This is a genomic window from Gordonibacter sp. 28C, assembly GCF_003339845.1.
In the GTDB taxonomy this organism is placed as follows: domain Bacteria; phylum Actinomycetota; class Coriobacteriia; order Coriobacteriales; family Eggerthellaceae; genus Gordonibacter.
In genome coordinates, this window is record NZ_PPTR01000010.1 from 1 (window position 1) to 21,375 (window position 21,375).

The window sequence follows — 21,375 nt, forward strand, 5'->3', positions numbered from 1 at the left end:
TACCGCGAGCAGTTCCGCAACGGCGCGCGGGACCGCAGGGAGCTGCTCTACTCCCACGAGGCGTCGGGGCGCTACGTCTGCACTCGGGTCCTGACCCACCTCGAGCCTAGGCCGTTCATGAGCTGCGCCAACAGGTGGGCCGTCGGCGAGAGGCACGGCCACGCGTCAATGGCGGTTCGGCAGCGGATTCCATCGATCGCGGTCAAAAACGCCGGAACTGCGTCGCTCCGCCGGCCCTTGCAACGCCCTTCTGATTTCCGACGATCTCGCGAGCAGGGAAAACGCGGATCAAGGCGCCGCCGAGCGTCCTCGCATGGCCGTGCGGCGACGAACAACCGTCAAAAACGGCCGCGAAAGCCGAAATCCGCCGTCAAACCGGAATCGACATAGGCCCGTTCGAGGCTGCATGGCGGCGGATCGCCATCAGGCGCGACGTGGGGGCGTGTCGATGGTGGTCTAACAGCGGAAGTCGGATCTGGCTCAAAAGATCAAATAAAGATCCGCGAAGGCCGGTTCCGCCGCCATGGAGGCAAGGGAACGAAGCCGATGCCCCAAGGACGAACGACGCGCAGGTTGAACCCCCTCACCCCTACGGACCCTTTGCTCGGCCCACGAGGAATCGGAGGGGCTACGCGGGCCCGCTGTAGATTCCGCATGGTCAACAGTCCAGTGGACTGTTGACACACTACGTTCCGCGCCCGAGCGGGCGCACCCGAGAGCGGCTATGCCGATCTCGGGTGTGGGCTGTTCGCGCGAGCCAGGACTGACCGAACAGCGGGCCCGCGCAGCCCCTCCGATTCCGGCCCAGGTTGACCAGCCGATCAAAGCCCCAGGTCACCATCTCATACCAACGTACTGATTCGCAATCTGCATACTCATTACGCGATACGCTCATACCGGGCGCATGCTTTACTCGCACCAACCCTAGAGGGGGCGGACCGATTGGGGCGGACACCCGACAGGACCGCGAATCGAGAGGAGTTGCGATGGTTGAAAACGCAGTCGCGGAGAAGGACCGCGACGAGATCGGCACATCCAAAGAGGAGAACCAGTTCAACTTTGGCGCCGGCAAGAGGCAAGAGGTCGACCCGCGCTGGAAGCACCCGGGCGAGTGGCAGTACGAGGAAGACGGCATGATCGTCACCCGCACCTCGGTGTGGTCGGCCCCGGGCTGCCACGAGGGCTGCGGCGTGCTGGTGTACTCCGACAAGGAGACCGGCAAGTTCATCAAGTGCGAGGGCGACCCGGACGACCCGTACAACCGCGGCGCGCTGTGCCCGCGCTGCCTGGCCTTCAAGCAGGTGGAGTTCCACCCCGACCGCATCCTGTACCCCATGAAGCGCGCCGGTGAGCGCGGCGAGGGCAAGTGGGAGCGCATCACGTGGGACGAGGCCCTCGAGACGTGCTACAAGGAATTCCGCCGCATCGCCATGACGTACGGCGGCGACTCTATCCACGCCCTGCGCGGCACCGCCCGCGACAACCAGTGGCAGGTCGGCCGCATGGTCAACACGTTCGGCAGCCCGAACGAGTACGGCTTCCTGTCCGGCACCGCCTGCTACCTGCCCCGCCTTTCGCTCATGATCATGACGTACGGCGGCATGCTCATCGCCGACTTCTCGCAGTTCTCGGCGCTGCGCTACGACGACCCCGAGTGGGTCTGCCCCGAGTGCACCATCGTGTGGGGCTGCAACCCCACCATCTCCAACCCCGACTTCTTCATGGGCCACTGGGTCACCGACGCCATGAAGCTGGGCTGCAAGCTCATCTCCGTCGAGCCGCGCGTCACGTGGCTGGCCGCGCACGCCGACATCCACCTGCAGCTGCGCCCCGGCACCGACACGGGCCTGGCGCTGGGCATGATCAAGGTCATCATCGACGAGGACCTGTACGACCACGACTTCGTCGACCGCTGGACGTACGGCTTCGACCAGCTGGCCGAGCGCGCCCGCGAGCTGTCGCTTGACCAGGTGGAGGAAATGACCTGGGTGCCGAAGGAGAAGATCGTCGCCGCCGCGCGCCTGTTCGCCACCTCCAAGCCGGCGAACGTCGTGTGGGGCCTCGCCGTGGACATGCAGAGCCAGGGCACGCCCTGCGCCGCCGCCATCGCGGCGCTGTGGACCATCACCGGCAACCTCGACGTGCCGGGCGGCATGTGCTACACCGCCTCCCCCATGGGCGTCGACCAGCCCTCCGCCGGCGCATGGGGCATCTACGACCTCATCAACGAGGAGATGCAGAAGAAGCGCGTGGGCTGGAAAGAGTTCCCCATGTACCGCTACGGCCTCACCCAGGCCATGCCCGACATGTGCCTCGAGTACATGGAGGCCGACAAGGTCAAGGGCGTGTGGATCCAAACGTCCAACGGCATCGCCTGCATGAGCTGCGAGGTGGACCGCTGGTACAAGGCCATGAAGAAGCCCGAGTTCATCGCCGCCGTCGACATCTTCATGACGCCGACCATCCAGTCGTGCGCCGACATCGTCATGCCGGTGCAGACCTGGGCCGAGAAGCACTCCGTGCGCGCCCACTACTACTTCCTGTCGGCCATCACCGGCGGTTGCGCCGCCGAGGGCGAGGCGAAGTCCGATTGCGAGATCAACCGCGAGCTCGCCCAGTACTTCGACAACGACGACGAGTTCAACCAGGCCATCGGCCGCCCCGAGGGCAAGCAGCACACGTGGCCGTGGGCGACAGAGGACGAGGTGTACGACGAGATCGTGAAGCCCTCCGGATTCACCTTCCACGAGCTCATGGAGCACGGCCCGGTCTACCAGAAGTACGTGTACAAGAAGTACGAGAAGGGCCTCATGCGCCCCGACGGCCAGCCCGGCTTCAACACCCCCACCGGCCGCATCGAGTTCTACTCCACGCTGTTCGAGAAGTTCGGCTACGATCCGCTGCCCTACATCGAGGAGCCCGGCATCGGCCCGGTGACCACGCCCGACCTGTACGAGGAGTACCCGCTCATCATGATCACGGGCGCCCGCACCACCTCGTTCTTCCACTCCGAGCACCGTCAGATCCCCTACCTGCGCCAGCTCACGCCCGATCCGTGGGTGCAGATCCATCCGCGCACGGCCAAGGACCTCAACATCTCCGAGGGCGACTGGGTGTGGATCGAGAACCATCGCGGCCGCTGCCGCCAGCGCGCCCGCCTCACGTTCGAGGTGCACGAGAAGGAAATCGCCGCCCAGCACGGCTGGTGGTTCCCCGAGCAGGACGGCGCCGAGCCGAACCTGTACGGCTTCCGCCAGTCCAACATCAACCAGCTACTGGCCAACAAGCCCGGCACGACCGGCTTCGGTGCCGACCTGAAGTGCACGCTGTGCAAGGTCTACCGCTGCAAGGAGGAGGAACTGTAATGGCACGCAACGGAATTCTCGTCGATTACCAGTACTGCACGGGGTGCTACTCGTGCGAGGTGGCCTGCCAGGCCGAGCACGAGCTGCCGCTCGAGCAATGGGGCGTGCGCGTCATGCAGAACGGCCCCTGGCCGGTGAAGGACGCCGAAGGCAACGAGACGGACAACTACGTCTACGACTTCATCCCGTCGTTCACGAAGATCTGCGACCTGTGCGCCACGCGGCAGGAGAAGGGCAAGCTTCCCTCCTGCGTGTTTCACTGCCAGGCGAAGTGCATGGAGTTCGGCCCGGTGGACGAGCTTGTGAAGAGCCTCGACTCCAAGCCGCAGCAGTACCTCTGGGTGCCGCCCTGCGCGTAGGGTAAACTATCGACGGATGGGACGGTTCGCCGTCCCATCCCTGCTTTGTTCCGTAAACGCAGGTCGAACCGTAGGGACGATCCCCTGATCGCCCGCTCGCGCGCAGCGCGAGAACGCTGCCCTCGGTTGCTTTTCCGGCTTCGCCGGAACGGGCGATCAGGGGATCGCCCCTACGAGTCATCCTGCGGGTACTTTAAGGGGAAAACACACCAAGGGGGAATCATCATGGCTGAATTGACCGCCGATCAAATAGCCAAGCAAGACAAGGTTTCCGGCAAGGCATGGGGCATCCTCGCCGTCACGTACCTCGCGAGCTTCTGCGCGCCGCTGTGCCAGTTCAAGATCCCGCCGCTGGCGTCGTGGCTGTTCCCGGCGTTCCACGGCGCGCTCGACTCCGTCACGTTCGGAACGCTCATGAGCGCCATCGCCATCATCGGCGTGGTGCTGGCCTTCCCCGCCGCGTTCATCGCACGGCGCATGGGACTGAAGAACGTCATCCTGCTGTCGGTGGCGTGCCTGGGCGTGGGCTCGGCATTGGGCGGCCTCGCGAACGATCTCGCCGGGCTCATGGGAAGCCGCCTTCTGGAGGGCGTGGGCATCGGCCTTATCGGCGTGGCCGCGCCGTCGTGCGTGACCATCTGGTTCCCGGAGCGCAAGCGGGGACTCGCGCTGGGCATATGGGCCACCTGGGTGCCCGTGGGCTCCGTGGTGGCGTTCAACACCGCGCCCGCCATCGCCGGCGCGTTCGGCTACCAGGCGGTGTTCTTCGCCATCGCGGTCGTGTGCGCGGTAGCGTTCGCGCTGTTCGCCCTCGTGTACAAGATGCCTCCGGGCGCCACGGGCGACATGGGCGTGGAGGGCACGTTCAAGGAGTCGCTCAGGTACTGCAAGAACCGCCGCATCTGGATCTTGGGCGCCGTGTTCTTCCTGTTCGCCTTCACCACCATCGGCATCATGAACACGTATTACAACACGTTTCTGGAAACGCAGCTGGGCTTCGACGCGCAGACCGCCTCGACGCTCTCGTCCGTCATCATGTTCCTGTCGCTCATCGTGGCGCCGCTCACGGGCTTCGTGTCCGACCGCCTGCCGCTCGGCCGCAAGTACATCGTGGGCCTGGTGATGATGCTGCTGCTCATACCCACCGGGTTCTTCATGTTCTACACCGGCAACGGGGCCGTCGCCGTCATGTGGGTCACCATCGTGCTGCAGGGCGTGGGCGGCGGCATGTGCGGCGGCAGCCTGCGCCCCATGGCCCCCATGCTCATGCGCAACACCGCCATGGGCGCCACCATGGCCATGGCCATCATGCAGTTCTGCCAGAACCTCGGGTCGGCCGTGGGATCGCCGCTGTTCGGCGCCGTCATGTCGCAGACCGGCTGGCAGACCGCGAGCCTGGTCCTGCAGCTTCCCGCCTACGTGCTGGCCTTCGTGCTGTGCTTCTTCATCCTGCCGCGCGGCAAGAACGTGAAGAAGCTCGACGACGTGCCGGCCGAGGAGGCGTGGCCGAGCGGGTTCTAGCCGCAACGAGCGGAACGGCGTGCGTGCGCTGCGCCGCCCCGCTCGCACCACCCATGTCGCAGCGCCGCCGAGTTCGAAGGAGCCACCATGGACTATCAAGGACTGAAGGAAAGCATCGACCAGGCGCCGCTGGCGTCGCGCGCGGCGCTCGAGCGCCTGCTGCTGTACGTGTCGACGGGCCCGAACGTGTCCCCCGACTACCAGCCGTACTTGGAAGGCGCCTCGTCCTACCAGGACTTCTTCAACGCGATCTACGCCGACGACGGCAAGAAGGACACCTCGGTGTGGGCCGAATGGGCGTCGCTCAAGCGCAAGAGCTGGCTCAACCGCTTCGAGCCCAACATCCTGCTGGAGAACCTGCGCTTGAAAAGCGACGGCCTGCCGGTGCAGTTCGGCACGGGCCTGTTCTTGGCCCCCACGGGCAGCCGCGACAACATCGCGAACTTCTACGTGTTCAAACAGGGCGCGTTCAATGCGGAGGCGGCCGAGTTCGTCACGTCCATCGGCGGCACGTTCGTCTGCGCCGGCTACGAGTTCGCCGGCATCTACGGCGTGTACAAGTACCGCGGCAGCGTGGTGTTCGAGGAGTGGGAGGCCGACCGCGAGCCGGTGCCCGCCGAGAAGGACTAGCCTCAAGAAGCATGCCGGTTGCCCCGTAGGGGCGATCTCCTGATCGCCCGCTCGCGCGAAGCGCGAGAACGCGGCCCCCGGTTGCTTTTCCGGCTTCGCCGGAACGGGCGATCAGGAGATCGCCCCTGCGAAAACCGCCCAAAAAAGAAGGAGGCCCGCCATGAGCCGCAAGAAGAAGATGACGCCCGCGCAGAAGGCGGCGGCGCGCTGGGACGAACCGGACGCCGTCGTGCCGGGCGAGCCGACCGAGGCCGCCGCCCGCCAACCCGACCAAGCCCCTCCCGCCTTCTCGGCGAAAAACGTGCTCGTGGCCGTAGCCGGCATCGCCCTCGTGGCCGCCGTCGGCTACTTCTCCATGGGCGGCATAGGAGGTTAGCCGCAACCGCACAAGAATCGCACTCGAACGTTGGGCCGACTCCGGAGATATCCGGAGCCGGCCCTTCTCGTTTTGCCCTTCCCTGTCCCCACCGTGGCATTTGAAATTGAAATAACCAATCGCAAAAGTGTCGGACATCCAACAGGCCGCCGAAGGAGCCGCATGGCTTAATACAGGTAGCAAAAAACAGGCTCCCCCGAGTTGAAACCAAAGAGCGCAGGACGGTTCGCTTCAACAAGCGAGCAGGTCAAACACTGTAAAAAGCAGATCGAACCAACGTTTTCGCCAGAGGAAGGCCATGCGCCTCTCTTGGCGAACGCCGCCCGAATGAAGCATCTCAGCGACTGGCTGTGTGCGATAGAGAGCAGAAGCGTCAGCGGAGGAAAGAGGGTACCATGGGCAGGCCAACAGTGTTTCCAACCGGAACGACCATCTACGATCCCGAGAAGTGCCAGAGCGGCTACACCTTGTTCACCGGGCCGAACAAGGGCGTGCTCCTCATCAACATGAACGGCAAGGTCGTTCGCTACTGGAAGGACTTCCAGGGGTTCCCTTGCAAGATGATCCCGGGCGGGCACCTGTTCGGACATTTGGGCGAGCGCGACCCCGAAGCCGCGTACCAGGACCAGACGGACGTGACCGAAGTCGACTGGGACGGCAACGTCGAATGGACGTTCAACCGCAATCAACAGGTCAAAGACGACGACGAAGCCGGCGAGCAGTGGGTTGCCCGCGCGCACCACGACTTCCAGATCGAGGGCAACCCGGTGGGCTATCACGTTCCCGGGCAAGAATCGACCAACGACTTCAACAAAGTGCTCCTCCTCACGCACAACGACGTGCGCAAGCCCAAGATATCGCCGCAGCTTCTGTTGGACGACCGCCTGATCGAGGTGGACCGCGAGGGCAACATCCTGTGGGAGTGGAGCACGCTCGACCACATCAACGACTTCAACTTCACCGAGGCCCAGAAAAACGTCATCTACCGCGACCCCAACACCCAAGACGCGGGCGCGGAAGGCGAAGGGGACCTCTTCCACGTCAACTGCGCCAGCTACCTGGGCCCCAACCACTGGTACGACGAAGGGGACGAGCGCTTCAACCCCAATAACATCATCATGGACTCCCGCGAGACGAACATGCTGTGGATACTTGACCACGAGACCGGCAAGATCGTGTGGAAGATCGGGCCGGATTACACGCAAAGCCGCGAACTGCGCATCCTCGGCGCCATCATCGGCCCTCACCACACCCATATGATCCCCCGGGGGCTGCCGGGCGAGGGCAACATTCTGGTCTACGACAACGGCGGCTGGGCGGGCTACGACCAGCCCTCGCAGGTGTCGAAAACGGGATTGAAAACCCAGCGCCGCGACGGATCGCGCGTGATCGAGTTCGATCCGGTGACGCTGAAGGTGATCTGGGAATGCCGCGACACCAACGAGACCGTGGGCTTCCCGTTCAGCGCCCATAACTTCTACTCGCCGCTCACGAGCGACGCGCAGCGCCTGGAGAACGGCAATACGCTCATCTGCGAGGGCACCACGGGCAGGTTCATGGAAATGACCCCCGAGAAGGAGCTGGTGTGGGAATACGTCTACCCCGACGTGGGCCCCGCCCTGCTCTACCGCGCGTACCGCATTCCCTACGAGTGGATCCCCCAGCTGGACGCGCCCGAGGAGGTCGCCATCCCCCGCTGCGACAACGCGCAGTTCCGCTTGCCCGGCGCCGAGGCGCCCGGTTACGACGAGGCAGAGGTCTCGGTCGAGGGGGCGAGGGGCTTCCACGCCAACATGGCCCACTGCGTGGACAAGCTCAACTAGCGCGAAGCGGTCGGCGACCTGGCTTGGTCGCCGACCGCCGACCAAGCAGGCGGCACGGGCGCGCGGCGGACGGTCGGGCGCACGGCGACGCCGCCCCATGCCGAAGGGAAGAAGGGGATATGGAAAAGACCAAGCCCAACCTGCCGAACCGGTGGCTCGTGTTCACCGTCGCGGTGATCGGCTCCATCTGCGTTGCCGTGTCGTGGATGAAAGTAAGCGGCACCATGGTTTTTATAAAGGGGGAATACGGCATCGACGTCACCACAGCCGGAATGCTGATGAGCATCACCGCCCTAGCCAACCTGCTCATCGCCTTGCCAGGCGGCTCCATCGTGGCCAAGTTCGGCGTGCGCAAAGTGTGGCTGTTCGGCATCGTCTGGTGTCTTGCGTTCAACGTTTTGGGCTTCTTCGCCCCGGACTTCACGACGCTGGCGATAACGAGGTTCTGCGAGGGCATCAGCCTCGGGTTCGTGTTCATCGTAGCACCGGTCATCATCACCGAGGCGTTCCCGGCCGAGAAGCGCGGCCTGCCCATGACGCTTTGGTCCATCTGGTCAACCGTGGGCACGCTGATCGTGCTCAACCTGTGCAACTTCTTCACGCCGCAGTTCGGCTGGAGGTCGAACTGGCTGGTTGCCGCCGCGTTTCTGGCTGTGGCCTTCGTGTTGAACTTCCTGTTCTGCCGGGTGCAGTCAGACCGCGACAAGTCGGCGAAAAATGCCGAGGTGAAACGCGACCACGCGCCGCAGCAGAAGAAGCAGGGTGCATGGTCCGAGTGCCTGAAGAACCCGGCTTGCGTGTGCATCTGCATCGTGTTCTTCGCGGCCATCTTCGCATTCAACGTCTACACATCCTACTACCCCACGTTCTTGCAGAGCACGATGGGCCTTCCCTCCGCCGAGGCGAACTCCGTCTCCACCGTGCACACCTATTGGATGATCTTCCTTTGTCTGACATTCGGCTTCGCCTTGAACAAGATCAAGAACATGCACCATCCCAAGATATTTCTCGTTCTCACGTTCTTCGTAGTGGCGGGCGGCACGCTTATGTGGAACATGCCCTCCATCCCCCTGGATATCGTCGCCATCCTGCTGTGCGGCACCGGCATGCAGCTTATCGGACCCATGGCTCACAACCTCGTGCCCGACACCGTGGCACCCCACGCCGTACCCGTGGGCATGGGTATGCTCTCGTTCGCCTCGGGGCTCGGTTCGATGTTGGGGCCGGTCATATGCGGGCAGGTCGTCGACGCGACGGGTAATTGGGGCCTCATGGCCGTACCCGTGGGCATCGTGTCGCTGATCGGGATCGCCGCAGCGATCGTCGTTCTAAGGAAAATGTACAAAGGCGGCACCACGCAACTTACCGAGGGTGCGCCGGCTATCAAGGAAGAAGGAGTGACGGCATGAGCAAGTTCGAACCGCTCAACACAGCGGCTTTCGAGGAAATCGTCGAGAACGACGGGGAGCACTGCCTGGTGATGTTCTCCCGCAAGTCCTGCACGGTCTGCCAAAGCGTGCATTCCAAGCTCGAGGCGCTCAAGGACGACTACCCCTCTGTCCCCTTTTACGAAGTGGACGTGGAGGAGCAGCCGAGGCTAATGGCGAAGCAGCACCTGAAAGGCGTGCCGCAGACCCTGTTCTTCGCCGACGGTGAAACGCGCGCCCGTATAACCGGGGACGCGAGCGAGGACGACTTCGCCGATCGGATCGAAGAACTGTAACACGTTGACGCCGGCTTGTTTTCCGTCCGCGACGGGCGATACGATCGCCGCGGACGGAAAACAAGCCGGCATCCTGTTGTCGAGGAGAATCTCACATGGACGAATACTACGACCTGATCGTCATCGGGGGCGGCCCGGCCGGCCTGGCGGCAGGCATCTACGGAGGCCGGGCGCGCCTGAAAACGCTCATACTGGAAAAAGGCAACGTGGGAGGGCGCGTGTACGACACGCGCGAGATCGTGAACTACCCCTCCGTCGAGCAAAGCTCGGGGCCGGATCTGATGGCGAAGATGGCCGAGCATGCCCGGGAGTTCGGCGCGGAGATACGCCAGCAAACGGTTCGCAGCGTGGACTTCTCGAGCGACGAAAAGATCGTGAACGTTCGGAAGGCGACCTACCACGCCAAGGCCGTCGTCCTTGCGACGGGCACGAGCCCGCGCGTGCTGGACATCCCCGGCGAGAAGGAGTTCGCCGGCAACGGCGTGAGCTACTGCGCCACCTGCGATGCCGAGTTCTACCAGGACGAGGACGTGGTCGTGCTGGGCAGCGGGGACCAGGCCATTGAGGAAAGCGAGTTCATCGCGAAGTTCGCCCGCAGCGTCACGATCGTCGTCGTCCACGACGAGGGGGTGCTCGACTGCAACAAGCTGGCGGCGGAGCAGGCCATGAGGAACCCGAAGCTGAGCTTCCTCTTCAACAGCACGATCGCCGAAGTTTACGGGCAAGACGAGGTCGAGGGCGTCAAGATCAAAGACGTCCGCACCGACGAGACGCGCGACCTTCCCTGCCAAGGCGTGTTCTTCTTCTGCGGCATGGTGCCCGCAACCGGCTTTTTGGGGGACCAGGTGCCGCGCGATTCCCGCGGCTGGCTGCACACCGGCGACGACATGGATCTTGGCATAGGCGGCGTGTTCGCAGCCGGCGACGTGCGCCAGAAGTACCTGCGTCAGGTGGCGACCGCCGTGGGCGACGGGGCGGCGGCGGCCACGGCCGCAGAGCGCTACATCGCCGAGATGGAGCAGTTCCGCGCCGATATCCTCGAAAGCGAGGAGCCGGTGCTCTTGGGATTCTGGGATCCGGGCCTTCCCGGCAGCATGGAGGCCTTGGGGGAGCTCCGCGCGAAGAACAGGGCGCAGGGGAAACCGCTCCGCTTCATTGAGTTCGACGTCAACCTCAAGCGAGGCATCGCCTCGAAGTACGGCATAGCCTTAGACGAACAGAACAAGGCCCAGGTCGTTCGCGAAAACGGAAGGCGGAGTTAACCCGCCGCCCACCCAAATACCGCTGGGCGGCGGGTTAGACGGGACGGGCGAATACGGCGGAACGTTGCGCATCGCCGGAGAAAGGCGCTATGATGGGTGGACGAGGCCCCCGGCCCCCGCCCGCTCGGGCAGGGGCCGCAAGGCGGTGCTCCCCGATGGGAAGGTGATCGTTTTGAACCAGACGGATCCCGAAGCCGGCCTGTGCATCGGGCCCCCCGTGCGACGCTGGAACCTGTCGGACTGCGACATCCTGTCGGAGCCCTCCTTCGCCAGCTCCTGCCTGCGCCACCCCGTGTTCGGGGAGCTCTTCCGTCGAAAAACCTACAAGCTGGGCGAGACGATCCGCACCGTCGGTACCCCTATCAAGGAGTTCGGCATCGTAGTGGACGGATGCCTCAAGTCGTGCCGCAGCACGGTCGACGGCGACGAGCTGTGCAGCGCGTACTTCGAAAAGGACGACGTGTTCCCCGAGCTCCTCTACTTCACCGGCACGAAGGAGTACACCTACAACCTGTCGGCTGCGAAGAGGACCACGGTCATGTGGATCGGCGCGCCGTATTTCGAGCTGATGCTCAGGACGGACGACCAGTTGCTGTACCGCTTCATGCTCTATATGTCGAAGCGGGGGCTGAAAAACCAGATGCTGCTCGCCTGCCTGCGCTACCGCACGATACGGGAACGCGTGGCGTTCTGGCTGCTGGAGATGGACGGCATAGCGCAGGGCGACCGCGTGCAGCTACCCGCCTCGCAGACGATCTGGGCGAACGAGCTGCGGGTGTCCCGCGCCTCCCTGAACCAGGAAATCAGGCGGATGGGAGAGCTGGGCTACTTCCGCATCAAGGGCCACCAGCTGGAACTGCTCGACCGGGAGGGGCTCGGGAACCTTCTGTGAGAGGCCCTATCGCATGAGGAGAGAACGCGGCCCGAAGAGCCGCGTTCTCGTTCCAGAAGCTTGCAGGCACGCCCCCTAGGCGCGCTTAACCAGGTAGCACTGGTGGATCTTGGGGTTGCGCTCGAAGTCGTGGGGGATCGTGGACGCCGTGATGTCCTCGATGGCCACGCCGTACTTCGCCAGCGCCTCCACGTCGGGCTTGAACGTGCGCAGGTTGCACGAGAACACGGCCTCGCCGCCTTCCGTGAGAAGGCGCGTGACGCCGATGAGCAGCTCCACGTGGTCGCGCTGCACGTCCCAGGTGCGGTTGCCCATGGCCTTCGAGTTCGAGAACGTGGGCGGATCCACGAAGATCAGGTCGTAGCGCAGGGGCTTGCGGCGCGTGTCGGTGATCCACGACATGACGTCGGCGCGCTCGAAGGAGTGCTCGGGGCCCGCGAAGCCGTTGTCGGCCATGTTGCGGCGCGCCCAATCGAGATAGGTCTGCGAGAGGTCCACCGTCGTGGTCTCCACCGCTCCCCCACCGGCGGCGTGCACGGTGGCCGTTCCGGTGTAGGCGAACAGGTTGAGGAAGCGCTTTCCGGCCGCCTTCGCGCCCACGAGCTCGCGCGTGGTGCGGTGGTCCAGGAAGATTCCCGTGTCCAGGTAGCCCGACAGGTCCACCTCCATGAGGTAGCCGTCCTCCAGCACCTGCGTCACATAGCTGCGCCGCCCGGCGTCGCGATACTGCGCGCCGCCTTTGTCGCGGCGGCGCGTCTTGGCGAACACGTGGTCGGGGCGCACGCCCAGCGCCACGGGGGCCAGCGCCAGCACGTCGTCGAAGCGACGTCGAGCCTTGGCGGCGTCCACCGACGAAGGCGGAGCGTATTCTGCTATGTGCAAATACGTGTTGCCCTCGGCATCGCCCGCACCCGCGTACACGTCGATGGCGACGGCATAGTCGGGCAGGTCGGCGTCGTACACGCGGTAGCACGTCACGCCCTCGCGGCGCGCCCACTTGCGGCGCTCCTTGGCCACCTTGAACAAACGCGACGAGAACTGTTCGGAGGCCGGCTCCAGCACCTCGACGCGGTGCTCGGCACCACCCGAGGGATCGGGCACCGTGACCACGGCGGAAACGGCGGGCGGCGCGTCGAACACGAGCGCCTCGACGGCCACGCGGTCGCGCCCGAGCTCTGCGCGAATGGCGGGTTCCGTGCCGAATCGGTCCTCCACGGCCTCGCTGCCCGCCACGGCGAACGCAGAGCCCGCAGGAGCCGCCGTGGCGGCCGCCACGAACGCGGCGGCGTCGGCCTGCGCGCTGGCCTCCGAGGAGCGCTCGCGCGCACCCAGCACGCTGGCCACGAGGCAGGTCGCGCCCTTGTCGGCCCCCGCGGGCTCCGACGCCCCCGCAGCCGCAGCGCTCACGCGCTCCACCAGAACGGGCGCCTCTTCGGTGCCGCCGGCCTCGATGCTCACGGCCTGGCGCAACCCTGCGCGCTTGGCGCGCCCGCGTGCCCGCGAGATGGCCGGCGAGGACGCCGAGAGGCCCGCGAAGCGCACGACGTCAAGGTCGGGACGCGCCGACGTCGTGCCATCCACGGCCCCCTGCGCAACCGCGGCTGCCAGGCCGCGTTCGAAGCGCTCGTCCGCATCGTCCAGCAAATCGGCCCACGCATCCTCGTCGAAGCCCGCCCAGCCGTGGAAGCCCCAGCGGTCGCGCGCCAGACCCGGAGCCAGGTCGCACGCCATCGCGGCCGCCTCCACCACCGCGGCCCCGTCGCCGCAGGCCGGATCCACGAAGGCCGCCCCGTCGCGCGTCCGCGCGCGCCAACCCGCCAACGCAAGCAAGCCCGCCGCGAGCGCGCATTCGAGCGGCGCCTCGGCGCCGTCGTCGGGAGCCAGGTAGGTGCGGTGGTAGAGCGACGCGCCCGAAAGGTCGAGCGAGACGGTGGCGCGCTTGTCGCGCACGCGCACGTCGATGACGGCGTCGGGGTTCTGCGCGTCGACGTCGGGCCGCGCGCCCCGCTTGTCGCGCAGACGATCGCACACCGCATCCTTCACCTTGAGAGCCGTGAAGCGGGTGTTGCGCAACTCCTCGTTCATGCCGTGGGCGGACACCGCGATGCTCGCGCCGGGAGCCACGACGTCTTCCCAAGGAAGGTCGAGCACGTCGTCGTAGAGCAGATCGGCCAGGCGCGCGTCGGCGCGTCCCACCACCAGCATGATGCGCGAGGCCAGGCGCGACCACAGGCACGCTTTGAGCGCGCCGCGCACGTCGCAAAAAAAGGCGACGCCCCCGCCAAGGGGGCGCACGCGCTTGATGCCCATCTGCTTCAACTCGTCGGCCAACGGCCGCTCAAGCCCCGCCAAACAGCTGGCGAACAGTTCGAGGTTCTCCACTTCACATTCCTTCGTTCAACCGAACCGCGCCCCCTTTTCCGTTTGATGACAAACGTAGGGGCCGGGGCGGCGAGGCTTCGAGGCGAGTTCCGCACGAGCCGAACAGCCCAGAGGGCTGTTCGTGCGAGCCCAGGACTGCCCGAGCAGCGAAGCCTCGCCGCCCCAGCCCCGGACATGTGCGTTTAATCTTCCAAATAATCCTTGAGCTTCGATGAGCGGGACGGGTGGCGCAGCTTCGCCAGCGTCTTGCTCTCGATCTGGCGGATGCGCTCGCGCGTGACGCCGAACTCGCGCCCGACCTCCTCGAGCGTGCGCGGATGGCCGTCCTCAAGGCCGAAGCGCAGCGAGATGACCTTGCGCTCGCGCTCGGCCAGGCCGTCGAGCACCTTCGACAGCTGCTCCTGCAGCATGCTGAACGAGGCGGCGTCGGGCGGCACCACGGCGGCGTCGTCCTCGATGAAATCTCCCAGCTGGGAGTCCTCCTCCTCGCCGATGGGCGTCTCCAAGCTCACGGGCTCCTGCGAGATCTTCTGGATCTCGCGCACGCGCTCGGCGGGCAGGCCCATCTCCTTGCCTATCTCCTCGGGCGTGGGCTCGCGGCCGAGCTCCTGCAGAAGCTGGCGCTGGATGCGCACGAGCTTGTTGATGGTCTCCACCATGTGCACGGGGATGCGGATGGTGCGGGCCTGGTCTGCTATGGCGCGCGTGATGGCCTGGCGGATCCACCACGTGGCGTACGTGGAGAACTTGAAGCCCTTGGTGTAGTCGAACTTCTCCACCGCGCGGATGAGGCCCAGGTTGCCTTCTTGGATGAGGTCGAGGAACAGCATGCCGCGGCCCACGTAGCGCTTGGCGATGGACACGACGAGGCGCAGGTTCGCCTCGATGAGCTGCTGCTTTGCATCCAGGCCCACCTGCTCGATGCGACCCAAGCGGCGCTTCTCGCGGCGGTCGAGCTCCATGCCCTCGTCCTCCGCGCGGTCCAGCTCCTCCATGGCGGCCATGCCGGCCTCTATCTTCATGGCCAGGTCGATCTCCTCCGCCGCGGTGAGCAGCGGGACCTTGCCGATCTCCTTCAGGTACATGCGCACGGGGTCGCCCGTGAGCATGGTCACGCCGGCGTCGGCGTTGCGCTTGCGCGTCGTGCGAGCCTTGCTCTTGGTCACTCTCGGAAGCTGTACGTCGACGGTCGCTTTCAGCTCCTCTTCGGGGATGCCCTCGAGCAGGTCGGCGTCTTCGTCGACCAGGCTGGGGTCCAGCTTGTCGTCATCGAGCGTATCGGCTGCGCCGACGTCGGGTTCGACGTCCAGCGCGTCATCGTCATCCAGTATCTCTTCGGTATCGATCGGGGCTTTCGCAGCTTGCTCGGTATCAACTTCCACAGCTTGGTTCTTAGAGGCTTGGGCCACGTGATCTTCCTTTCAAACAAGATGCGCTCAGGCGTGCGGAAGCATGCGCGCCGGGCGCAAAGATACAGCAGAGCACTATACCACAAAATCAAGCCCTTTGTCACGGCGGATTTTTCCGGCGTCCGCAGCGCACGGGAATCTGCCGCCTGCGCCCCGCCATCCAACGCGCGCGACGAGCCGAAAGGCATCCGCGAACGCGAAGACCTTTCGACTTCGACCTTGGCCCGTGCTCATCGGGATGTCGAGCCCGACGCGCCGCCTTCGCCGAACACCATCCTCTCGAACGACTCGATGGGAACCGGTGCGGAGAACACGTAACCCTGCACCGCGTCGCAGCGTATCGAGCGCAGTATATCGACCTGCGGGATAGTCTCCACGCCCTCGGCCACCGTGCCCATGTTCAGCTTCTTCGCCAGCTCCACCACCGACGACACCACATCGTAGGCGCGCTCGTCGTCGCTGCTGAAAAACGCGCGGTCGATCTTCAGGATGTCCATGGGGATGTCCTTGAGCACGTTGAGCGACGAGTAGCCGCTGCCGAAGTCGTCCATGGAACACAGGAACCCGCGCTCGTGGATGTCGTCGACCACGCGGCGCAGCAGCTCCAGGTTCTCGAACGCCACGCGCTCGGTCAGCTCCAGCTCCAACAGCTCGGGCGGGACGTCGTAGCGGGCGCGCACCTCCTCGAACGCGTCCAGGAAGTCGGGCATCTGCAGGTGCAGCGGCGAAAGGTTCACCGACACCGGCAGCGGTTCGAGGCCCGCGTCCATCCACGTGCGCATGAGGCGGCACACCTGTTCGAACACGTTCAGGTCCAGCTTTATCACGAAGCCGTTGCGCTCGAAGAACGGGATGAACTCGTCGGGCGGGATGAGGCCGCGGTCCTCGCTGTCCCAGCGCACGAGCGCCTCGGCGCCCACGGTCTCGCCCGTCTCGAGGCTCACCTTCGGCTGCAGGTACACCACGAACTCGCCGTTCTCGAGGGCGTCCTCCATGGCGTTCTCCATCTCCTTCTCGCGCAAGAGCCGTTCGTGCTCGGGGTTGCTGTAGAACGAGCAGCGGAACAGTCGCTCGGAGACGTCGCCGACGCCCTTGCGCGCCGTGTTGGCGCGATCGCGAACGGTGACGACGTCCTCGTCCCCTTCCACCACGTACGAACCGCAGTTGAGCATGAGCAGGTAGGCCGACTTGCCCTCGCGGTTGAACCCGTTCGCCCTCTCGGCAAGGCGCTCGAGCCACGCCGTCACGCGACCAGGGTCCGTCTCGTCGAGTATGACGTCGAACACGTCGGATGAGATGCGCGCCGCGTACTCGCCCTCCGAGAGCAGCGACAGGATGGTGTCGTGGATGTGCTTGAGGATGCGGTCGCCCTGCTCCTTGCCGAAGAAGTCGTTGATGAGTTTGAAGTTCTTCACGTCCACGGTCACGAACGAGAACGGCTTGCCTTCGGCGATCTTGCTCCCGACCTCTTGGTCGAAGCGGACGGCGGTGAAGCCGCCCGTCACCGGATCTTCGTAGGCGATGCGCAGTATCTCGCGGTTCTTCTTCCCCGTCACCCATAGAAGCACGCCCCCGAACGCGGCGAAAGCGAGCAGGGCGATCGCCGCGGTGGCACCGGTCGAGAACGCGGCGTAGTCCGCCAGGGAGCTGGAATACGCGTCGGGGGGAACGATGGAAAGCAGGTACCAATCGCCCCGTTCGAGCGGCACGTAGTTCATCTCGCGCGCCTCGCCGTTCACGACGAAGCGCACGTGCCCGCTTTCGCCCGCGGCCATGCCCTGCTGGAGATTCGCCAGGTCGCCTTCTTCGAACTGAGCCTGCATGGCCAGGCTTTGGATCGCGTTGTCGCCCGTCAGGTAGGCGTTCCCGTTGGAAGAGCGCAAGATGAAGTCGCCGTTGGAGGCGACCACGTGCGAGAAGCCCACGCCGCCGGAGATGTCGGTGTTCATGAGCAACCGCATCCGGTCGGGGGGAACCCAGCCGACCACCGCCGCCACGGCGGGGTCGCCGCCGGAAGCGGGCACCGCGTACAACGCGCCCTTCTCGCCGTCGAACACGGACACGAGCGTCTCGCTCACGCCGTTCTCGCCGGCCAGCGCGCGCTCCACCACCGAAAAGCCGGCCACGCTCGTAGGTTCGCGGCCCTCCACCGCGAGCATGCCTTTCGCGTCGACCGTGCCGATCCACGCGAAAGGCCCGTTTTCGACGAAGGACGCGACGGCTGTCGAGCAGTCGTCCGCCTCGCCCTCGTTGATGGCCAGCTCGTCGCTTAAAAGCCCCAGCAGCTCGAGGTTGAACGACACGCGCTGGTTCACCTTGGACGACGCCTGCTGCGTCAGCTCCGAGAGGTAGCGCTGCGACTCCTCGTCCGAGACGGCCTCCCCGCGTTGCATGGTGACGGCGCATACGATGCCGGTGGCCAGCGCCAAAACCGCCAAGGCGGCACCGAGCAGCGCAAGGTGGCTGCCGTTTCGGACGGTGCGTTCCATGAAAAAGCCCCTTCGGATCGAGCGGGCGCCCGCGCCCGCATGGAAAACGGAACCCATTATCCCGCAAAAACGCCTGAACATGAGCGGAATCCAACGTTCAACCGGACAGGGAACGCAAAATGCGCGAAAAACGCGCCGTCTTTCGCCGCTCTGCGATGAAAGACATGTCGCTTCGCGGCGAGAAGCCGTCCTAGCTTTCCGGAGGCAGGAAGCCCCGCAGGACGTCGTAGAGCTGCCGGGCGTCGAAGGGCTTCGGAATGAAGCCGTCCATGCCGGCGGCGGCCGCATCGTCGCGGTCCTCCTGGAACGTGTTCGCCGTCAGCGCCACGATGGGCACCGCGCGGGCGTCGTCGCGATCGAGCGCGCGGATCGCGACGGCCGCCTCCAAACCGTCGAGCACGGGCATCTTCACGTCCATGAGCACGAAGTCGTAGAACCCCGGCTCGGCGGCGGCGAACAGGTCGACCGCCTCGCGGCCGTTCGCGGCGCGGTCGACGGAGACGCCCTCCATCTCCAAGAGCGTCACGGCGATCTCGGCGTTCAGGTCGTTGTCCTCGGCCAGAAGCGCTCGCGTGCCGGCAAGCGAGCGCGCCTCGGGGGCGTCCGACAGGCACGGCGCGTCGACGTCGGACGCGTCGCCGAGGGGAAGGTCCAAGGCGAAATGGAACTCGGAGCCCACGCCCACCTGGCTGCTCACCCTCAGCTCGCCGCCCATGAGGCGCACGAGGTTGCTGCTGATGGCCAAGCCCAAGCCCGTGCCCTGGGCGTTGCGGTGGTTCTCGGCGGCCTGTTCGAACGAGTCGAAGATGCGCTTGTAATCCTCGGGCCGGATGCCGGCGCCGTCGTCGGCCACGCCGAAGCGCAGCAGCACGCGTCCGTCGACGCGCGCCACCTCCTCGATGCGCAAGGCGATCGTGCCGCCCGCGTCGGTGAACTTGAAGGCGTTGGACAGCAGGTTCGCGAGCACCTGCTGCAGGCGCACGTCGTCGCCCACCACCACGTCGTCCGTCAGGCAATCCACCTTGAACGAGATGCCCTTCTCCTGGGCCTGGATGCAGAACATGCTTTCGAGGCGCTGGGCGAGCGAGTCCAGCCGCAGGGGCGCCACCTCGATGCTCATCTTGTCGTTCTGTATCTTGGACATGTCGAGGATGTCGTTCACCAGAGACAGCAGGAACTGCGCCGAGGTGTTGATCTTCTCGAGGTTGGAGCGTATGGCGGGCGTGGCCTCGCCCGACAGCGACGCCACGTTGGACAGCCCGATGATGGCGTTCATGGGGGTGCGGATCTCATGGGACATGCGCGAGAGGAAGTCAGCCTTGGCCCGTCCCGTCTCCTCGGCCTTCTCCAGCTTGAGCTCCATCATGCGGTTGCGCACCTTGGACCCCGCGACGACGATGGCGATAACGCCCACCAACAGGAAGAACACCAGCGAAAGCGCCACCACCAGCAGCGGGTTCTCCGACACGAACGATTCCACCGTGGCTCCGCGACCGCCCAAGGCGACCGCGTTTCGGGACACCATGACGTCGAGCTCCTCGTCGGTCAGGCTGTTCACGGCCTTGCTCAAAACCGAGTACAGCGAGGAGTCCACCGGAAGCGGCAACGCCATGGAGAACGTGGTTTCGGCGTGCTCCGACGTGGCCGGCGCGACGTTTCCGTATGAATGCTCGGTGAACAGGCACTCGGCGTACGAGGCGGGCATGCTGGTGAGGTCCGCGCGGCCGGCGTTCACCGCGGCGAGGCACTCGGCGTACGAGGGGTAGCGGACCACGGTCGCGTCCTTCTCTCCCCCGGCAGGCGCGCGGCCCTCGAGCTGGGCGACCACCGGCCCGTCGTCCGCCTGCGCGGACAGCTTGTTGCGGAAAACCACCTCGTCGAGCGTCGCGTAGCCCTTCGTCAAGGCGAAGCCCTGCTGGGCCGCCGCCCGCTCGTCGTCCATGAAGCACCCGGCGAGGTCCGCCTCCCCCGACGCCACGAGGTCGAGCGCGGCCTGGTAGCTGTCGGCGTGCACGAACCGAAACGACAGCCCCGTGCGCTCCGCGATACGGTCGAACAGGTCCTTCGTTATCCCCTGGTACGATCCTTCGCGCTCGTAGTACATCGGGTACTGGCCCGCAACCACCGCCACCCGCACCTCGCCCGCCTGCTCCACGAACGCGAGATCGGCCTCGGAGAACTCGATGGGACCGGGGTACTTGTCGGGAAAGTACCGATCGTAGAGCTCGCGGGAGAACCCGGAATCGGCTGCGTAAATCTGCCTCATTGCCTCGTCGAGCTCGGGAAGCAGGTCGCTTCCCGACGTAACGGTCATGTACTGCGGCTCGCCGTCGAACTCGGCGACCACCTTGCACCCGTCCTTCGCGTCGAGGTCGCTTCCAAGCATCAGGTCGGCCGCGCCGTCCTCCAGGCAGCTTTCGTACGCGGCGGGATCGAGGCGCACCACCGTGCAATCGAGATCGTTGAACGCAAGGAAGCTCTCCAAACGGCGGATCTTCTCCGTGGCGTTGCCGTTCACGCCGATGGCCTTCCCGTTCAGGGTGCGCAGGTCGAAGGTGGACAGGGAATCGTCGCCCACCGGGCAGACGAGGACCGACCGGTTCGAGCCCATGCTGAACGTCGAGTAGTCCAACCGCTCCTCGAGCTGCTCGCGGCGGAACATGCCGCCGGCGAGGTCGGCGTCGCCGGCCATCACCTGCTCCACGACCTCGTCGACGCCGCCGTCCACGAACTCGTAGCGCCATCCCGTGTATTTGGCTATCTCCACGAGCCAGTCGTAGAACACGCCGCTGCGCACGCCGTTCTCGTCGACCGCGCTGAAACCCTCCGCCTGCGGGAAGGCCACGCGCACAAGGCGGCCGCCGTCGGCGTCGCGCGGCGCGGCGGCGGCTCGAGCGTCATCGGAGTGCGGGACGGGTTCTTCGAGGGCGAACGCGGCGGGCGCGGTGCAAACGGACAGCGCCACGGCGAGCGCGACGCATGCGAGACGAGCAGACCGCTTCACCTCGTACCCTCCTCCTTCGACCTCCGAACGTGCACTCAAGAAGCGTTCAGGATACCATGGGTTGGAGCGACGGCCCCCGAGCCGATGCTATTATATAGCCGAACAATCGCCAGCGCCGCGTCTTCGGCGTCGAAGAGGAG

At 65.5% G+C, this 21,375-nt stretch carries 14 protein-coding genes; 10 read left to right on the top strand and 4 right to left on the bottom strand.

Going from position 1 to position 21,375, the window contains the following annotated elements:
* Positions 1-986 precede the first annotated feature (986 nt).
* The 10 genes from C1878_RS11985 to C1878_RS12030 all read left to right on the top strand — a co-directional run bounded on the left by C1878_RS11985 (position 987) and on the right by C1878_RS12030 (position 11,951).
* Positions 987-3,365, top strand: coding sequence for a molybdopterin-dependent oxidoreductase (locus C1878_RS11985; protein ID WP_114601864.1), 2,379 nt, complete (start codon positions 987-989; stop codon positions 3,363-3,365).
* A complete protein-coding gene (locus C1878_RS11990; RefSeq protein ID WP_114601865.1) occupies positions 3,365-3,724 on the top strand; it encodes an oxidoreductase in 360 nt (119 codons plus the stop codon). The genes C1878_RS11985 and C1878_RS11990 overlap by 1 nt, the downstream gene beginning before the upstream one ends.
* A 225-nt stretch (positions 3,725-3,949) precedes the next feature.
* Entirely contained in the window at positions 3,950-5,245 is a 1,296-nt protein-coding gene (locus C1878_RS11995) for a nitrate/nitrite transporter (RefSeq protein ID WP_114601866.1), read from the top strand.
* An 87-nt stretch (positions 5,246-5,332) separates the two neighbouring features.
* Positions 5,333-5,875 (top strand): hypothetical protein, encoded by a 543-nt coding sequence (locus C1878_RS12000; protein ID WP_114601867.1) that lies wholly within the window; start codon positions 5,333-5,335, stop codon positions 5,873-5,875.
* 160 nt (positions 5,876-6,035) lie between these two features.
* Positions 6,036-6,251: a hypothetical protein gene (locus tag C1878_RS12005; protein WP_114601868.1), complete on the top strand. Its 216-nt coding sequence runs from the start codon at positions 6,036-6,038 to the stop codon at positions 6,249-6,251.
* A gap of 395 nt (positions 6,252-6,646) precedes the next feature.
* Positions 6,647-8,074: an aryl-sulfate sulfotransferase gene (locus C1878_RS12010; protein WP_114601869.1), complete on the top strand. Its 1,428-nt coding sequence runs from the start codon at positions 6,647-6,649 to the stop codon at positions 8,072-8,074.
* A 119-nt stretch (positions 8,075-8,193) separates the two neighbouring features.
* A complete protein-coding gene (locus C1878_RS12015) occupies positions 8,194-9,483 on the top strand; it encodes an MFS transporter (RefSeq protein WP_114601870.1) in 1,290 nt (429 codons plus the stop codon).
* Positions 9,480-9,797 carry a co-chaperone YbbN gene (locus C1878_RS12020; protein ID WP_114601871.1) on the top strand — a complete coding sequence of 106 codons (318 nt, stop codon included), beginning with the start codon at positions 9,480-9,482 and terminating at the stop codon, positions 9,795-9,797. Before C1878_RS12015 ends, C1878_RS12020 begins: the two co-directional genes overlap by 4 nt.
* A gap of 95 nt (positions 9,798-9,892) precedes the next feature.
* On the top strand, positions 9,893-11,059 hold the full coding sequence (locus tag C1878_RS12025) for an FAD-dependent oxidoreductase (RefSeq protein ID WP_114601872.1): 1,167 nt from the start codon (positions 9,893-9,895) through the stop codon (positions 11,057-11,059).
* Positions 11,060-11,231: 172 nt separating this feature from the next.
* Positions 11,232-11,951, top strand: a complete 720-nt coding sequence (locus C1878_RS12030) for a Crp/Fnr family transcriptional regulator (protein ID WP_241963724.1) — start codon at positions 11,232-11,234, stop codon at positions 11,949-11,951.
* A 75-nt stretch (positions 11,952-12,026) separates the two neighbouring features.
* Here C1878_RS12030 and rlmKL read toward each other — a convergent pair whose 3' ends face one another.
* The 4 genes from rlmKL to C1878_RS12050 form a co-directional block, all read right to left on the bottom strand.
* Positions 12,027-14,333, bottom strand: coding sequence for a bifunctional 23S rRNA (guanine(2069)-N(7))-methyltransferase RlmK/23S rRNA (guanine(2445)-N(2))-methyltransferase RlmL (gene rlmKL / locus C1878_RS12035; protein ID WP_114601873.1), 2,307 nt, complete (start codon positions 14,331-14,333; stop codon positions 12,027-12,029).
* Between the two features lie 182 nt (positions 14,334-14,515).
* Complete coding sequence (gene rpoD / locus C1878_RS12040) at positions 14,516-15,742, bottom strand: RNA polymerase sigma factor RpoD (protein ID WP_114601874.1); 1,227 nt, start codon at positions 15,740-15,742, stop codon at positions 14,516-14,518.
* Positions 15,743-15,972: 230 nt separating this feature from the next.
* A complete protein-coding gene (locus tag C1878_RS12045; RefSeq protein WP_158539804.1) occupies positions 15,973-18,231 on the bottom strand; it encodes an EAL domain-containing protein in 2,259 nt (752 codons plus the stop codon).
* Between the two features lie 190 nt (positions 18,232-18,421).
* The gene (locus C1878_RS12050) at positions 18,422-21,235 is read right to left on the bottom strand and encodes a transporter substrate-binding domain-containing protein (protein ID WP_241963725.1); all 2,814 of its coding nucleotides are present in this window, start codon (positions 21,233-21,235) and stop codon (positions 18,422-18,424) included.
* Positions 21,236-21,375: the final 140 nt, after the last annotated feature.

Excerpts from the sequence above, each read along its gene's own strand:
- C1878_RS11985 (WP_114601864.1), top strand. The coding sequence starts at position 987 with ATGGTTGAAAACGCAGTCGCGGAGAAGGACCGCGACGAGATCGGCACA.
- C1878_RS12020 (WP_114601871.1), top strand. The coding sequence starts at position 9,480 with ATGAGCAAGTTCGAACCGCTCAACACAGCGGCTTTCGAGGAAATCGTC.
- C1878_RS12010 (WP_114601869.1), top strand. The coding sequence starts at position 6,647 with ATGGGCAGGCCAACAGTGTTTCCAACCGGAACGACCATCTACGATCCC.
- C1878_RS12025 (WP_114601872.1), top strand. The coding sequence starts at position 9,893 with ATGGACGAATACTACGACCTGATCGTCATCGGGGGCGGCCCGGCCGGC.
- C1878_RS12005 (WP_114601868.1), top strand. The coding sequence starts at position 6,036 with ATGAGCCGCAAGAAGAAGATGACGCCCGCGCAGAAGGCGGCGGCGCGC.
- C1878_RS12015 (WP_114601870.1), top strand. The coding sequence starts at position 8,194 with ATGGAAAAGACCAAGCCCAACCTGCCGAACCGGTGGCTCGTGTTCACC.
- C1878_RS11990 (WP_114601865.1), top strand. The coding sequence starts at position 3,365 with ATGGCACGCAACGGAATTCTCGTCGATTACCAGTACTGCACGGGGTGC.
- C1878_RS11995 (WP_114601866.1), top strand. The coding sequence starts at position 3,950 with ATGGCTGAATTGACCGCCGATCAAATAGCCAAGCAAGACAAGGTTTCC.
- C1878_RS12045 (WP_158539804.1), bottom strand. The coding sequence starts at position 18,231 with ATGGAACGCACCGTCCGAAACGGCAGCCACCTTGCGCTGCTCGGTGCC.
- C1878_RS12000 (WP_114601867.1), top strand. The coding sequence starts at position 5,333 with ATGGACTATCAAGGACTGAAGGAAAGCATCGACCAGGCGCCGCTGGCG.